Below are 15,898 nucleotides of genomic sequence, written 5' to 3'. Positions count from 1 at the left end.
GCTGCGGCGCGGCAATGTTCGGGCAATGTTGATCCGGCGGCGCCTGGCGCGCGACGTCTCGGACGACGGCTCTCGCCTTGCAATCTTGGGGCAATTTTGCCGGACCACATGCTGTGGCTCTGAACCACACGAGTCGACCAGGCCCGCAAGGCCGGTCCGGGGGCCCCGCAATGATGTTTTTCGAAGAAGCCGCTCTCCGCCTCACGGCGACCGCGCGGCGGACGACTGCCTGTCTCGCTGCGCTCGGTGCGATCTTGACGAGTGCGCAATCTGTATCGGGGCAGAGCGCGTTCACGCTGCCAGCACCACCGTTCGAACTGCCGATGCTGCCTTCACCGTCCGGAAACTGGACCGTCATGGTTGGCATCGGCGGCGAATACACGCCTGACTTCGTCGGATCGAAAAACAGCAAGTTTCTTCCGATCCCGATCTTCACGATCCGCCGCGCCGGATCGATCGACCAGTTTCGCGGTCCGCGCGACAGCGCCAGCATTGCGCTACTCGACGTCGGCAATTTTCGCGCCGGGCCTGCGTTCAAATACGTCTCCTCGCGCAAGAGCGACAAATATTCCGAGCTGACCGGCCTCGGCAATGTCGACGCCGCCTACGAGCTCGGCGGTTTCGTCGAATATTATCCGGTCGACTGGCTGCGCCTGCGCAGCGAGTTGCGTCAGGGTTTTGGCGGCCATACCGGCACAGTGGCCGACGTCTCGGCCGACGTCATCGTCCCGCTCATCCAACGGCTGACGATCTCGGCCGGCCCCCGCTTCACCTGGAAGAGCACCAACGCGACCGCACCGTATTTCGGCGTCGACGCCGTGCAGGCCCTGGCATCGGGGTTGCCGGTCTACGATGCCAGAGGCGGCGCGCATTCTGTCGGCTTCGGCAGCCAGATCTCCTATCGCATCAATCCGCAGTGGGAGGTCCACGCCTATGTCGAATACGAGAAGCTGCTCGGCGACGTCGCGGACAGTCCGCTGGTGAAGCTGCGGGGATCGTCGAACCAGACGACAGTCGGCCTCGGCGCGTCTTATTCGTTCGATTTCAGAATCCGATAGGTCATCATGCGCCGCATTGCTTTTCTATGGGTTGGCCTCGCGGCCGCGTGTATCGCCCTTGGCGCCGCTGCGGCGTTCGAGACGCGTGCGACGAAGCTCAAGGCGATCGGTTGCGCCCGTCAATCTGCTGCGCAGCGATCCATTCAAGGAACTTGTTCGCAGCGATGTCACGCCGCAGGGACTGGATGCGTACATCGTCATCACCCGGGCGAGATCGAAGCTTGGAAACGGCCGCAACGTCGAGGGCGTCGGGCTCGCCGAATACCGGACGCTGCTCGCGGACTACGGCCTGATCCACGCGCTGTACGAAGTTCGCATCATCGACGGCAAAACGTTCGACGTGATCGAGAAGCGCGCGGCCGCGCCGCTCGACAACACCGGGACGGTGAGGATCGCCGGCCCGAGCGGATCGGTCGACGAGTCGTTCGAGGGCTCGGCTTCGAGCGAACGGCTTCGCGCGGCGATAGCGGACCTCATCATCCGCAGCCTGCCGCTGACGCTGGGCGACATGCACCTGATCGACAGTCCGTGACCCCTCAGGTCACCGGCGCCGGATTGAACAGGGTGAGATCGTTGTGGATGCCCCAGCGGTCCGACCACGGCTTGGTGCGGCCGCTGGCGACGTCGAGGATCAGGCGGAACAGGTCCCAGCCGCATTCCTCGATGGTCTTCTCACCGGTGGCAATGCTGCCGGCGTCGAAATCGATCAGGTCCTTCCAGCGGCGCGCCAGCTCGCTGCGGGTGGCGACCTTGATCACGGGCGCGGCGGCAAGGCCATAGGGCGTGCCGCGGCCGGTGGTGAACACCTGCAGCGTCATGCCGGAGGCGAGCTGCAGCGTACCGCAGATGAAGTCGGATGCGGGCGTTGCCGCGAACAGCATGCCCTTCTGCGTTGCCTTCTCGCCGGGCGAGAGCACGCCGGTGATCGCGCTCGATCCGGACTTCACGATCGAGCCCAATGACTTCTCGACGATGTTGGCGAGACCGCCCTTCTTGTTGCCTGGCGTGGTGTTGGCGCTGCGATCGGCGCCGCCGCGGGCAAGATAGGAATCATACCAGGCCATCTCGCGCACCAGCGCGCGGCCGACATCCTCGTTGATCGCGCGCCGGGTGAGCAGCTGGATGGCGTCACGCACCTCGGTGACTTCCGAGAACATCACGGTGGCGCCGGCGCGCACCAGGAGGTCGGCGGCGAAGCCGACGGCGGGGTTCGCAGTGACGCCGGAGAAGGCATCGCTGCCGCCGCATTGCAGGCCGATGACGAGATCGGAGGCCGGGCAGGTCTCGCGCTTGCGGGTGTTGAGCACCTTCAGCCGGGCCTCGGCCTGGGTCATGATCGCATCGACGATGGCGCCGAAGCCGTCGAAGGCTTCGTCCTGCATGCGCACGATGGCATCGCTGATGCCTTCCGGCACCAGCCGCTCGGGCGCCAGCTTTTCGCATCCGAGGCTGATGACCAGAATCTCGCCGCCGAAATTCGGATTGAGCGCGAGGTTCTGCAGGGTGCGGATTGGCACCACCGCGTCGGGCGCATTGATGGCGACGCCGCAGCCATAGGCATGGGTCAGCGGCACGACGTCGTCGACGTTCGGATATTTCGGCAACAGCTCGGCGCGGATGCGCTTGACCGCATATTCCATCGTGCCCTTGACGCATTGCACGGAGGAGGAGATGCCGAGGATGTTCTTGGTGCCGACCGAGCCGTCCGGATTGCGATAACCCTCGAAGGTGAAACCTTCGAGCGGCGGCAGCGGCGCGGGGACGGCGGTCGAGATTTCCAGTCTGTCGAGGGCAGGGGCATCCGGCATGCGGATGCGGGCCTCGTCCACCCATTCGCCGGCGAGGATCGGCGACAGCGCGTAGCCGATGATCTCGCCATAGCGGATGATCGGCTGGTCTTGCGCGATGTCGACCAGCGCCGTCTTGTGCCCTTGCGGCACGAAGGCGCGCAGCGTCAGTCCGCTGGCGAAGCGGGAGCCGGCGGGAAGCCCGAAATCATTGACCACGATCGCGACATTGTCGCGGTCGTTGAGCTTGATGTAGCGGGGCTGCTCTTTCGCTGCGACGTCCTGGTCCATTTGCGCTTGTCTCCGAAGCCGTACGGTGGGCAAAGGCGCAACGCGCCGTGCCCACCATGCTTCACACCGAAACGTAAGCGGTGGGCACGCTTCCGCCTTCGCTCTTCGAGCTACGGCGGACAAGTCGCTTTGCCCACCCTACGAGATATTCCCCGCGGTTAGCCCGGGAAGGTATAGGCCGTTTTCACCGTCGTGTAGAACTCGCGGGCATAGGAGCCCTGCTCGCGGGCGCCGTAGCTCGAGCCCTTCCGGCCGCCGAACGGCACGTGATAGTCCACGCCGGCGGTCGGCAGGTTGACCATGACCATGCCGGACTCGCTGTTGCGCTTGTAGTGCGAAGCGTATTTCAGGCTGGTGGTGCAGATGCCGGAGGCGAGGCCGAACTCGGTATCGTTGGAGATCGAGAGCGCCTCCTCGTAGTTCTTGGCGCGGATGACGGCGGCGACGGGGCCGAAAATCTCCTCACGCGCGATGCGCATGTTGTTGCTGGCTTCGGTGAACAGCGCCGGCTGGAGATAGTGACCGGGGTTCTCGCGCTTGAGCAGCTCGCCGCCGAAGGCGAGCTTGGCGCCCTCGTCCTGGCCGATCTTGATGTAGCGCAGGTCCTGGTCGAGCTGGCTCTGGTCGACCACGGGGCCGATATGCACGCCGGCCTTGAGCGCGTCGTCCACCGACAGGCCCTTCAGCCGCTCGGCCATCGCAGCGACGAAGCGGTCGTGGATGCCTTCGGTGACGATGAGACGGGAGGAGGCGGTGCAGCGCTGGCCGGTCGAGAAATAGGAGCCGTTGACGGCGACCTCGACGGCGGTCTTGAGGTCGGCGTCGTCGAGCACGACCAGCGGATTCTTGCCGCCCATCTCGAGCTGGAATTTCTTCATGGGGTTCGACAGCACGCAGGCCTGCGCGATCTTGCGGCCGGTCTGCACCGAGCCGGTGAAGGAGATCGCGGCGACATCGGGATGCTCGAGCAGCGTCTGGCCGACCACGGAGCCGGAGCCGACCACGAGGTTGAATACGCCGGCCGGAATCCCGGAGCGGGTGATGATCTCGGACAGCGCATGCGCCGAGCCCGGCACCAGCTCGGCCGGCTTGAACACCACGGTGTTGCCGTAGCAGAGCGCGGGCGCGATCTTCCAGGCGGGAATCGCGATCGGGAAATTCCAGGGCGTGATCATGCCGACGATGCCGACCGGCTCGCGCGTGAGCTCGACATCGAGGCCGGGACGCACCGAGGCGCCCTTCTCGCCGATCAGGCGCAGCGCTTCGCCGGCGAAGAACGCGAAGATCTGGCCGGCGCGCGCGACCTCGCCGATGCCCTCAGGGAGCGTCTTGCCTTCCTCGCGGGCGAGCAGGCGGCCGAGCTCTTCCTTGCGGGCGAGGATCTCGGCGGAGATCTTGTTCAGTGCGTCATAGCGCTCCTGCGGCGTCGAGCGCGCCCAGGCGGGGAAGGCGGCCTTGGCGGCGGCGATCGCCTTCTCGGTCTGCGCCTTGTCGGCCTTGGCATATTCGCCGACGACGTCGTTGGTGTTGGAGGGGTTGATGTTCCTGGTGACGCCCGAGCCGTCGACCCATTCGCCGCCGATGAAGTTCTTCAGGATCGCTGTCATCTTTTCCTCCTTGTTCAAGGGACATGATCCTATCGGAAAACCGGTGTCCACTTTCCCGGGATCATGACTGACGTTTCTTATCGCACGAGGCACGGACGCTTGTCGTCGAAGGTCCAGCCGGGGATCAGGTCCTGCATGGCCATAGCGTCATCCCGGGCGCCGAGTCCATGCTTCTTGTAGAGCTGATGCGCGGCCTCGATGGCGGCGCGGTCGATCTCGATGCCGAGGCCGGGGCGATCGGGCACTGCGATCTTGCCGCCCCTGATCTGGAGCGGCTCCTTCGTCAGCGCCTGGCCGTCCTGCCAGATCCAGTGGGTATCGATCGCGGTGACCTTGCCGGGAGCGGCGGCGCCGACATGGGTGAACATGGCGAGCGAGATGTCAAAGTGGTTGTTGGAGTGCGAGCCCCAGGTCAGGCCGTTGTCACGGCAGGTCTGGGCCACGCGCACGGAGCCTTGCATGGTCCAGAAATGGGGATCGGCGAGGGGAATGTCCACGGAGCCCAAACGCAGCGCGTGGGAGAGCTGCCGCCAATCGGTGGCGATCATGTTGGTCGCCGTCGGCAGCCCCGTTGCGCGGCGGAACTCGGCCATGATCTCGCGGCCGGAGAAGCCGGCCTCGGCGCCGCAGGGATCCTCGGCATAGGCGAGGATGCCGTGCATGCCCTTGCAGAGCCTGATCGCCTCGTCCAGCGACCAGGCGCCGTTCGGGTCCAGCGTGACGCGCGCGTTCGGGAAGCGCTTCGCGATCGCGGTGACGGCCTCGATCTCCTGCTCGCCGCGGAGCACGCCGCCCTTGAGCTTGAAGTCGGCGAAGCCGTAATGGTCGTGGGTCGCCTCCGCGAGCCGCACCACGGTCTCGGGCGTCATCGCTTCCTGATGGCGGAGGTTGAACCATTCCGCCTTGCCGCTCTCGCCCGCGACATAGTCGAGCTTCGACTTGCGCCGATCGCCGACGAAGAAGAGATAGCCGAGCGTCTCGACGCTCTTGCGCTGCTGGCCCTCGCCGAGCAGGGCTGCGACGGGCAGGCCGAGATGCTGGCCCAGCAAATCAAGCAGTGCGGATTCGATCGCCGTGACCGCGTGGATCATCACGCGCAGGTCGAAGGTCTGCTTGCCGCGGCCACCGGCGTCGCGGTCGGCGAAGGCGGTGCGGACGTCGGCCAGGATGTTGTTCATCGCGCCGACGGTCTTGCCGATGACGAGATCGCGGGCATCCTGCAGCGTCTGCCAGATCCTCTGCCCGCCCGGCACCTCGCCGACGCCGGTGTGACCGGAATTGTCGGTGAGGATGACGATGTTGCGGGTGAAGAACGGCGCATGCGCGCCGCTGAGGTTGAGGAGCATGCTGTCGCGGCCAGCGACCGGGATCACCTGCATCGCCGTGACAACAGGTGCGCCAGAGATCTCAATCCGGGCCATCGCGCGCTCCTCCCCGTTGTCTGATTATTCTGCCGCCTGTTGTGTCGATCGGATGGCGGGCAGATTCTTCACCAGCGCCGTCAGCTCCGCCATCTCCTGCTCGGTGAGATCGGTCAGCGGCGGCCGGACCGGGCCGGAGTCGCGGCCGATCACCTTCATGCCCGCCTTGATGATCGAGACCGCATAGCCCTTCTTGCGGTTGCGGATCGCGATCAGCGGCAGGATGAAGTTCTTCAGGCCGGCATGGATGGTCTCATGGTCGCGCTTGCGCACCGCGGCGTAGAAGCTGGTGGCGAACTCCGGCACGAAGTTGAACACGGCCGAGGAATAGGTCGTCACGCCCATGTCGAGATACGGCAGCGCGAAGGTCTCCGCAGTCGGCAGGCCGCCGATATAGGTGAGGCGATCGCCGAGCTTGGTGTAGACGCGGGTCATCAGCTCGATGTCGCCGATGCCGTCCTTGTAACCGACCAGGTTCGGGCAGCGCTCGGCGAGGCGCGCGAGCGTGTCGGGCTGGAGGATGGCGTTGTCGCGGTTGTAGACGATGACGCCGATTTTCACGGAGGCACAGACGGCCTCGACATGGGCGGCGAGGCCGTCCTGCTCGGAATGGGTGAGATAGGGCGGCAGCAGCAGCAGGCCGTCGGCACCCGCCTTCTCGGCACCGATGGCGATCTCGCGCGCGATTGCGGTGCCGTAGCCGGTGCCGGCAAGCACGGGCACGCGGCCCTTGGTCTCCTCGACGGCGACCCTGACGATCTGCGGAACCTCTGCCGGGGTCAGCGAGAAGAACTCGCCGGTGCCGCCGGCGGCGAACAGGCCGGCAACGTCGTAGCCGCACAGCCAGTCCATGTTGGCGCGGTAGGTCGCCTCGTCGAAGGAGTAGTCAGCCCTGAACGGCGTGACGGGGAAGGACAGGAGGCCGGATCCGATCTTTCGGGCCATGTCCTGCGGGGTCATCTTGCTCACGGGCGCTGCTCCCTTCGTGCGTGTTGCGGAGGACGCAAAGCCTGCGCGTCCATGCGCCGTGGTTTAGGAGACCGTTCGATGCGCGTCCAAGCCAAAGCCTATATCGACCGATGCGGATTGAGCATCAATCCTCTGGCAGCTCCGCGGAGGACAGTTCGCCGGCGGTTTTGATCAGCGCCGACAACAGCGGATTCTCGTCCTCGCGCCGCCAGACCATGAACAGCTCGACGGGCACGCGGTTGCGCAGCTTCAGCGGCCGCAGCCGCACGTCGGAGATCTTCAGGTTCGCGGCTGCGGCCGGCACGATGGCAAGGCCGAGGCCGGCGCGCACCATCGCGAGGATCGAGTGGATCTGGCTGAGATGCTGGACGTAGCGCGGCAGCACGTCGGCGCGGGTGAACAGCGCGACCAGGAGGTCGTGGAAGTAGCGGCTCTCATAGGGCGAGTACATCACGAAGGGCTGGTCGTCGAAGTCCTTGATGGCGATGGTGTCGGCGTTCGCCAGCGGATGCTTCCTCGGGATCGCCGCGAGCAGAGGCTCGGCGACGACGCGGCGGCTGGCAAGCTCGGGACGCGCGATCGGCGGCCTCAGCAGGCCGGCATCGATCTGGCCGGAGGTCAGCGCCTCGAACTGGTCGCCGGACACCATCTCCTTCAGCGAGAAATCGACCTCGGGCAGCTTGGCGCGGCAGGCGGCGACGAGCTCGGGCAGGAAGCCGTAGGCGGCGGCCGCCGTAAATCCGATTTTCAGCGAGCCGATCTTGCCGAGCGCGATGCGGCGGGCGACCTGCGAGGCGCTTTCCGCAAGCTTGAGGATGCGCCGCGCCTCCGGCAGGAAGCTGCGCCCGGCAGGGGTCAGGCGCACCGAGCGGCTGGTGCGTTCGAGTAGCGGCGCATCGATGATGTGCTCGAGCACCTGGATCTGCCGGGACAACGGCGGCTGGGTCATGTTCAGCCGCGCGGCGGCGCGGCCGAAATGCAGTTCCTCCGCCACCGTGACGAAGCAGCGGAGCTGGTTGAGGTCGAACATCGATACATGCCTTAGATGGATAAGGCGTTTCCCCGGCACTTCTAGCATCGATAACCCCCAATACAAAGACGGCGGCTGGTGAGCCGCCGCAAGTTGCCTGGTCAAGCTCCCGTGAGAGCCCTCAGGAGGAACCTTTGAGCACCACCCGCTCGATCTTGCCGACGATGACGAGATAGGCGAACGCCGCCACCAGCGCGTTGAGGCCGACGAACACCAGCGCGCCGTTGAACGAGCCGGTCGCGGCCAGGATGTAGCCGATCACGATCGGAGTGGTGATCGAGGAGAGATTGCCGAACGTGTTGAACAGGCCGCCGGAGACGCCGCCGGCCTCCTTCGGCGAAGTGTCGGAGACGACGGCCCAGCCGAGCGCGCCGATGCCCTTGCCGAAGAAGGCGAGCGCCATGAAGCCGACCACGAGCGCCTGTCCATCGACATAGTTGCAGGCGATGATCGACATCGACAGCAGCATGCCGCCGACGATCGGGATCTTGCGCGCCATGGTCAGCGAGCCGGTCCCGCGCAGAATCGCATCGGAGATGATGCCGCCGAGCACGCCGCCGATGAAGCCGCACAGCGCAGGCAGCGTCGCGACGAAACCGGCTTGCAGGATCGACAGCCCGCGTTCCTTGACGAGGTAGACCGGGAACCAGGTCAGGAAGAAATAGGTCAGCGTGTTGATGCAGTACTGGCCGAGATAGACGCCGAGCATCATGCGGTTGGAGAGCAACTGGCGGATGTGGTCCCACCCGGAGCCGGATTGCGCTGCGTGCTCCTGCTTCAGATCCTCCCTGGGCGCATCGAGATCGACCAGCGCACCGCCGTTCCTGATGTAGTCGAACTCGGCCTCGTTGATCGAAGGATGCTCCTTCGGGCCATAGATGGTCTTGATCCAGACGAGACCCATGACGATGCCGAGCGCCCCCATCACGAAGAACACGAAGCGCCAGCCATAGGCGTGCGCGATCCAGCCCATCAGCGGCGCGAAGATCACGGTCGCGAAATATTGTCCCGAATTGAAGAAGGCCGACGCGGTGCCGCGCTCATTGCCGGGAAACCACGCCGCGACGATGCGGGCATTGGCGGGAAACGACGGTGCTTCCGCGACGCCGACGAGGAGGCGCAGCGCGAACAGCACGACGACGGCCGCGCCGGCGCCGAGGAAGCCCACCCAGCCCTGCATCAGCGTGAACAGCGACCAGATGATGATGCTGAAGGCATAGACCAAGCGCGAGCCGTAGCGGTCGAGCAGCCAGCCGCCCGGCACCTGCGCTACGACATAGGACCAGCCGAAGGCAGAGAAGATCCAGCCCATGGCGACGGGATCGAGATGCAGCTCCTTGGAGAGCGCGGGACCTGCTATCGACAGCGTGGCGCGGTCGGCATAGTTCACTGTCGTGACCAGGAACAACATGGTCACGATGAACAACCTGACGCGAGATCTCCTCACGTCCGCGGCGGACACCACTGCGCTCATCATGCGCCTCCTTAGAACTCGAACATTTCCTCAAGGCGAGTCCTAGAGGCGCGCGCGGCGAAGTGTCCAAGTTCAAGGAAGTATCGATCGATGCCGTCTTTGGATCGATGGAACGGCGGGTTGGGGAAACGACCTAAGAGCGTGAGAATGTGAGAGCGATGTTTAGGTGCGAGCTTGTACCACGCAACACTGCTGTCATTCCCCGCGAAGGCGGGGAATCCAGTACGCCGCGGCTCCTCGATTTGATCACGGCTGTCACGGAGTACTGGATCGCCCGCCCCAGTGCGCAAGTGCGCACAAGGCGGGCGATGACGCCGAGCGTGTGGCGGCAGCGTTGCTACTGCCGCACGCTCGGCAGCAGCTGCGGCAAGAATCCGCGCGTCACGTTCGGCGGCACCGCATCGAGCCCCAGCACGGTGCTCGCGGCCGGCAGCGCGGCATCCGCCATCGCGGCGTGGCCTTCGGCGCTCGGATGCACGGCGCCGCCGTAGACGGCGGAGAGCACGCCCCATGTCGCGTCGTGAATGTCGGTGGGCTGGCTCGCGGCCGGCAGGCCCTGCGGATAGGTCATCGCTGCGAAATAGCTGTCATTGGCGTCGCGGATCCAGCGCGCGCGGGGCAGGTAGGCGCGATATTCCGAGGCGCCGCGGCCGCACAGCATCGGCTGGCTCGCTGCGCTGACGATATCGGGATTGAAGCTCTGGCCGTTCTCGGCAAAGCAGGCCCGGTCGAATTCGGGGTCATTGCCCGAATGGGCGCAGAAGCCATGATCGCCGAACGCGGCCTGGTGCGCATCGACGAAGGTCATGCGGTCGGCTTCGGGATCGCGGCACAGCGCACCGCGGGTGCAGGTGGCGAGCCCTTTCAGCTGCGGCAGGAATTCCGTGTCGACGAAGGTGGAGACTCGGGCGAGGCGCTGCGGATCGGCGTTGAAGGACGGATGGATGTCGAAGCCGGCGCGGCCGCCGCGGCAAGGAACGCCGCCGTCGGCGAGCGCAGGATTGGCGTAGGAGACATAGACGACGCGCGAGAGATCGCCGCCGACGAGCGGCTTCAGCGCCTCGCGCAGCTTGACGAAGCTTTGCGGCAGCTCCCGCGTCAGCGCATCGCGGGAATCATCGACGCTCGCCATCACGCCGGAGCGGCGGAATAGCGTCCGCTCGGTCGCGGTGTCGACGATGACGTCGGCGACGAGGCCGGAGAAATAGACGTCGTTGGCGCCGACCGAAAGCAGCACGAGATCGAGCGTCCGATCGGGCTGGCGCTTCTTTGCCGCGGTGAGCGCTTCGCGCAGCTCGGCGACCTGCGCGTTCACGCTGGTGTTGCAGACGCCGGTCTTGCCGGGCGGGCATTCGCGGGCGCGCTGCGAGCCAAGCAGCCCGTCGGCAATGCTGGCGCCGGTGCAGGCGAGCGGCAGGAAGGTCACGGCGATGTGGGTGTAGCGCACCGCGAGCGCCAGCGCGGTGCGGGCCTGGTAACTATAGAGCGAGCGGTGGCAGGGCGCGTTGAACCAGAGCGCGCTGTAGCGCTGCCAGTTGGCGAGCGTATCCGGCGCCTCGCAGGCGCGGCCGCCCTTGAAGCCGTGGCGGCTCGGCCGGTAGTACTGTGCGCCTGCGGTACCGAGATAGGAGCGGAAGCAAAATCCTTCGTCCGAGAGTGCCAGCGGCCGGTCCGGATTGCCCTCGCCGGAGGCGATGCTGTCCCCGAGGCCGGCGACGAAAATGTCGCGGACCCGGATCTCGGTCTGGAGGCGCTGGGTCGGATCGGAGCCGGCGGAGACATCGACGGTCGCGATCGTCTGCCTGCCGTAGCGGACGCGCAGATTGATCGGCTCGGCGCAGTCGAAGGTCGATTGTTGCGGCCCGTCGCCGTCGTCGAACGACCAGGCACAGGTGGCGCCGACCGGCACCGCGCCGGTCAGTCGCACCGTCACAGGATGGTCGATCGGGGTGATGTAGTTCTCTTTGACGTTGTCGCGGGTACAGGGCTGGTTGACCCGGCCCTGGAGGTCGATGCAGAGCCGGTTGACCATGTTGCGGGCCCAGCCGCGGCCCTCGCTCTGCAGCTCCAGCGATTGCTCGGCGGCGAGGATGCTGCGGTTGCGCGCGTTCTCGACATGGAGCAGGAAGTCGCGCTCCTCGCGAAACAGCCGGAAGCGGTTACGCACCTCCCAATCGATCTGCATGGCGCCCGCATCCTGCGCGGCGGCGCGCTCGGACGGCAAGGCGGTCAAAAGCCCGGCAAGCAGCAGAGCGCCTGCGGCGAGAGTACGAAGGGATAGAGGGATCATGGCCCGGGTCTTCAACGGCAAAGTTGAGGCGGAAATAAGAGAGCATTGCTCCGCCGCCCGCAACCTTTGTCTGCACCCGCTGCCTTAGCGCTTATTGGCCTGCCGCAGCAACCGCTCGCGCTGCATCGGCGTCACCTCTTTGGGCAAATTGGCCTGCGCACAGGCCTCCGCCAGCCGCCGCCGCTCCTGCCAGGGCTCGACCACGTTCATCCAGAGCTCGCGCGTTCCCATGATGGAGATGGCGAGGCCGAACGGGATCACGAAATAGAGGATGCGGAACACCAGCAGCGTCGCCAGAAGCTCCTCGCGGCCGAATTGAGGCAGCGCCACCAGCATGGCGGCATCGAACACGCCGATCGAGCCGGGCGCATGGCTGGCAAAGCCGATCAGGGTCGCCAGGATGAACACCACGGCGAGCGACATGAAGTCGATCGGCGGATTGGCCGGCATCAGCAGGTACATGGCCATGGCGCAGAAGCCGAGATCGACCACACCGATCAGGATCTGCACCAGCGTCAGCGGGGCCGAGGGCAGCACCACTTTCCAGCCCTTCTGGCCGAGCTCGCGCCGCTTCTCGCCCATGCACAGCCAGATGAGATAGGCCCCGATCGAGGCAAGGCCGCCGAGCGCGATCAGCCGGTTGATCGATGGGGGAAGCTGATCCATCGAGGACGCCGCATCCGGGTGGATGGCCAGGCCGATCGAGAGCACGAAGATGTTACCGAGCCAGAAGGTCAGGCCCGACAGGAAGCAGATTTTCGCGACGTCGATCGCGTTCAGCCCGTAATCCGAATAGATCCGGAAACGGATCGCGCCGCCGGTGAATACCGTCGCGCCGATGTTGTGGCCGATCGAATAGGACGTGAAGCTGGAGAGCGCCGCGATGCGATAGGGCACGTGCTTCTTGCCGATCGTTCGCAATGCAAAAAAGTCGTAGAAGGTCAGCGTGCAGAACGCGAAGAAGACGCAGATCGCCGCCAGGCCGATACTGCCGCGGGGAATCTCTGTCAACGCAGTCAGGATGACGCCGGTATCGATGCCCTTGAGGGTCCGCACCAGCGTGGTGATCGCGAAGGCGATGATGAAGATGCTCGCGGCAATTCCGAGCCGTCGCCAGCCGATCCATCTCTTGAAGCCGCGTTTCAGCGCGGGCAGCAGTCCGTGCATTCATCCTCCCGACGGGGGGCAAAGACCGACCGGGCCAGGCATTGGCCGGTCGGGCGCGATCTTGGCCAAAGGCAGGCATCGATCGCTAGGCATTGATCAAGCTCATTTAAGGCAAAATCAGCGGCTTGTGCAGCCCTTGACAACAATAGGTTCTGCGTTGGACCGGCGACTTTGTCATACGCGGTTCACATCGGATGCGCGTTAAGCATATGAGTCGTGAAACCGGCTCCGCTCGCGCATTTGGTGCGCCGACACGATTTCAAATCCTGGCGCCGTCCGCATTGTTCCAGCGCAAGCGGCTTCGGCCTTTTTGGAACGTCGATGCCGCGTTCTCGTTGGGCTTCATCAGCAATCGAACATGGCGGAATATGCGGCTTTTCGTGCAAGCCGGCGCCTCCGTGTTCCCCAAAACCCGAGAGGATCGGAACGATGGGACTGTTCACAAAAGACATCAAAACCATGAACGACCTGTTCGTGCATCAGCTTCAGGACATCTATTACGCCGAGCAGCAGCTCACCAAGGCGCTGCCGAAGATGGCAAGCAAGGCCACCGATCCGCAGCTGAAACAGGGCTTTTTGACGCACCTCGAGGAAACCAAGCAGCACGTCGCTCGACTTGAGGAAGTGTTCAAGATGCACGGCGTCGCCGTGAAGGCGGTCGACTGCCCGGCCATCGACGGCATCATCGAGGAAGCCGACGAGACCGCCGGCGAAGTCGCCGACAAGGCCGTGCTCGACGCCGCGCTGATCAACGCGGCGCAGGCCGCCGAACACTACGAGATCGTGCGCTATGGCAGCCTGATCGCCTGGGCCAAGCAGCTCGGCCGCAACGACTGCGCCAGCGTCCTCGCCAAGACGCTGGAGGAGGAGAAGGCGACCGACAAGAAGCTCACGACGCTCGCCGAGAGCAAGGTGAATCTGCGCGCGGCGAGCTAGCGGTCACGGTGCAGCCGGGAAAGCGCTGCGCGACCACGCGCGGCGCTTTCTTTTTTGACGCGTATCTTCGGTGCTAGAGCGCGCCGGCGTGGGTCGGCAGAGCAAGTCAGCCGCGTCGCAACGCGAAATGCGCGCCGCAAAACGCCATCACGGCACCGAGGCAGAGCGCGGCGAGCCCGGCCAGCACGCCCGAGACGGTCGGGATCGGGCTCGGCGCCGAGGCCGCCTGGCCCGCTCCCGCAAGCAGCAGCACGCCGACCGCGATCAGGAATTGCCGCATCCTATGCGGGATCTGTCCGGAGACGGCGCTCTGCATCAGGCTCGCCGTGAAATAGCCGCCGGAGAAGCCGACAGTGGCGATCAGCCACCATGCGATCGCCGCGCCAGCCGGCATGAACTCATGCGTGTCGGAGCGCCAGAGGCCGCCGAGGTCGAGACCATAGCGCGCGCCCAGCATATGGACCGCGAGCGCGAGCAGCACGCCGGAGATCACGGCGGCGCCGAGAATCAGGCGGCGCGGAAAAAACATCGTCTGAGCCATGTCTCGCTTGTAGGATGGGCGAGGGCGATCGCGCAAGCGGATCGCGAACGGGGTTAATGATCGAGATGCGGGGAGCTGAAGCCGGTTCGGCCACGAGCTACGCCTACAAGGCCTCGCTGATCGGGTCGGCGCATCGTTTCGAGCTGACGGAGCAGGGGCTGTCCTGGCACATCGCCGGACGCTCCGGCCTGTGGCGTTACGACGAGATCTCGGCGATCCGGCTGTCGTTCCGCCCGGTCTCGATGCAGCAGCACCGCTTCCGTGCCGATGTCAGCCGCACCGGCGGCGGGCGCATCGCGATCCTCTCGACGAGCTGGCAGACCGCCGCGCTGATGGCGCCGCAGGACAGCGGCTTCCGCGATTTCATTCTCGCGCTGCATGCGCGGATGGCGCAGGCCGGCAGCCGGGCAGAATTGACCGCCGGCCTTGGCCGCAACACCTATGCGGCGGCGCTGGCTTTCCTGGCAGTGCTGACGGTGGCGATGGCGGGGCTGTTGATCCGCGCGCTTCTGATCGGCGAGTTCGCCGGTGCGCTGTTCATCCTCGGCTTCGCGGCGCTGTTCGCCTGGCAGGTCGGCGGCTTCGTGCGGCGCAACCAGCCGCAGAGCTACAGTTTCGATCGCGTGCCGAAGGCTCTGCTGCCTTAGAAGACTCTGCTGCCTTGAGTGCAATCGGCAGCAATCAAACGTGACTTCGCGTCGCGGCGCCGGCGTCGCATCTTGCGTTCATGTCAGTCATGGACCGCAGCACCCGTCTGCCGACGGCAGATGAGATCGCCAGAATCAACCGCACGCATCTGACCGACACGCCGCTGCGGCCAGCCGACCTGCTGTTCATGTTCGGCACCCGTGAAGACGTTGGCTTGCGCGCCGGCACTGCCGCAAGGCTCTGGCGCGAGGGGCTGTTCCGCTGGTCGATTGTCAGCGGCGGTGTAACGCCGGGCTCGGAGCAATCCGAGTGCACGATCATCAAGACGGCGATGATCGCGGCGGGCATTCCGGCGGACGTCATCCTCGAGGAGCATTGCGCGATGAACACGGGCGAGAACGTGATCTTCTCGCTGCCGGTCATCGACGCGGCGCTCGGACTGCGGAACATCCGCAGCGTGATCTGCCTCGGCAACACCTGGACCGCGCGGCGTTACCCGATGACGCTGCAGCGGCACTGGCCGGAGGTCGAGAAGATGCTGCTCACTGTCGACAGCTTCGCGACGCCGCGTGCGCTCTGGCATACCGATGCCGAATTTCGTCGCCGCATGCTGCACGAATGGGACAAGATCGAGCCTTACAAGGCGAGGGGCTTCATCGCGGATTGGCCGGAGGTCTGA

General features: G+C 65.5%; 14 protein-coding genes. 5 read left to right on the top strand and 9 right to left on the bottom strand.

The window, feature by feature from the left end; translation table 11 throughout:
• Positions 1–170: 170 nt before the first annotated feature.
• Positions 171–1,058, top strand: a complete 888-nt coding sequence (locus tag FJV43_RS05360; RefSeq protein ID WP_239625168.1) for a MipA/OmpV family protein — start codon at positions 171–173, stop codon at positions 1,056–1,058.
• 85 nt (positions 1,059–1,143) lie between these two features.
• Positions 1,144–1,590 (top strand): hypothetical protein, encoded by a 447-nt coding sequence (locus tag FJV43_RS05355; protein ID WP_239625167.1) that lies wholly within the window; start codon positions 1,144–1,146, stop codon positions 1,588–1,590.
• Between the two features lie 4 nt (positions 1,591–1,594).
• Here FJV43_RS05355 and garD read toward each other — a convergent pair whose 3' ends face one another.
• From garD to FJV43_RS05315, 8 genes are all read right to left on the bottom strand, one after another.
• Entirely contained in the window at positions 1,595–3,136 is a 1,542-nt protein-coding gene (garD, locus tag FJV43_RS05350; RefSeq protein WP_239625165.1) for a galactarate dehydratase, read from the bottom strand.
• Between the two features lie 158 nt (positions 3,137–3,294).
• A complete protein-coding gene (locus FJV43_RS05345; RefSeq protein WP_239625163.1) occupies positions 3,295–4,743 on the bottom strand; it encodes an aldehyde dehydrogenase family protein in 1,449 nt (482 codons plus the stop codon).
• Positions 4,744–4,820: 77 nt separating this feature from the next.
• Positions 4,821–6,164 (bottom strand): glucarate dehydratase, encoded by a 1,344-nt coding sequence (gene gudD / locus FJV43_RS05340; protein WP_239625162.1) that lies wholly within the window; start codon positions 6,162–6,164, stop codon positions 4,821–4,823.
• 24 nt (positions 6,165–6,188) lie between these two features.
• Positions 6,189–7,133: a 5-dehydro-4-deoxyglucarate dehydratase gene (kdgD, locus tag FJV43_RS05335; protein WP_239625160.1), complete on the bottom strand. Its 945-nt coding sequence runs from the start codon at positions 7,131–7,133 to the stop codon at positions 6,189–6,191.
• A gap of 124 nt (positions 7,134–7,257) precedes the next feature.
• Entirely contained in the window at positions 7,258–8,163 is a 906-nt protein-coding gene (locus tag FJV43_RS05330; protein ID WP_239625159.1) for a LysR substrate-binding domain-containing protein, read from the bottom strand.
• A 121-nt stretch (positions 8,164–8,284) separates the two neighbouring features.
• On the bottom strand, positions 8,285–9,637 hold the full coding sequence (locus tag FJV43_RS05325; protein ID WP_239625157.1) for an MFS transporter: 1,353 nt from the start codon (positions 9,635–9,637) through the stop codon (positions 8,285–8,287).
• 337 nt (positions 9,638–9,974) lie between these two features.
• Entirely contained in the window at positions 9,975–11,927 is a 1,953-nt protein-coding gene (locus tag FJV43_RS05320; protein WP_239625156.1) for a hypothetical protein, read from the bottom strand.
• Between the two features lie 84 nt (positions 11,928–12,011).
• Entirely contained in the window at positions 12,012–13,094 is a 1,083-nt protein-coding gene (locus tag FJV43_RS05315) for a YbhN family protein (RefSeq protein WP_131872844.1), read from the bottom strand.
• Positions 13,095–13,523: 429 nt separating this feature from the next.
• Here FJV43_RS05315 and FJV43_RS05310 point away from each other — a divergent pair, with 429 nt between their 5' ends.
• Positions 13,524–14,030: a ferritin-like domain-containing protein gene (locus FJV43_RS05310; protein WP_028177413.1), complete on the top strand. Its 507-nt coding sequence runs from the start codon at positions 13,524–13,526 to the stop codon at positions 14,028–14,030.
• 106 nt (positions 14,031–14,136) lie between these two features.
• Here the strand turns inward: FJV43_RS05310 and FJV43_RS05305 are convergent, their stop codons facing one another.
• On the bottom strand, positions 14,137–14,571 hold the full coding sequence (locus tag FJV43_RS05305) for a hypothetical protein (RefSeq protein ID WP_239625154.1): 435 nt from the start codon (positions 14,569–14,571) through the stop codon (positions 14,137–14,139).
• A 59-nt stretch (positions 14,572–14,630) separates the two neighbouring features.
• On the opposite strand from FJV43_RS05305, the gene FJV43_RS05300 reads away from it, so the two are divergent.
• The gene (locus FJV43_RS05300) at positions 14,631–15,218 is read left to right on the top strand and encodes a hypothetical protein (RefSeq protein WP_239629321.1); all 588 of its coding nucleotides are present in this window, start codon (positions 14,631–14,633) and stop codon (positions 15,216–15,218) included.
• An 80-nt stretch (positions 15,219–15,298) separates the two neighbouring features.
• Positions 15,299–15,898: a YdcF family protein gene (locus FJV43_RS05295; RefSeq protein WP_239625152.1), complete on the top strand. Its 600-nt coding sequence runs from the start codon at positions 15,299–15,301 to the stop codon at positions 15,896–15,898.

Source organism: Bradyrhizobium sp. I71, from assembly GCF_022354745.1.
Classification (GTDB): domain Bacteria; phylum Pseudomonadota; class Alphaproteobacteria; order Rhizobiales; family Xanthobacteraceae; genus Bradyrhizobium; species Bradyrhizobium liaoningense.
This window is presented reverse-complemented; position numbering and strand designations above follow the sequence as displayed.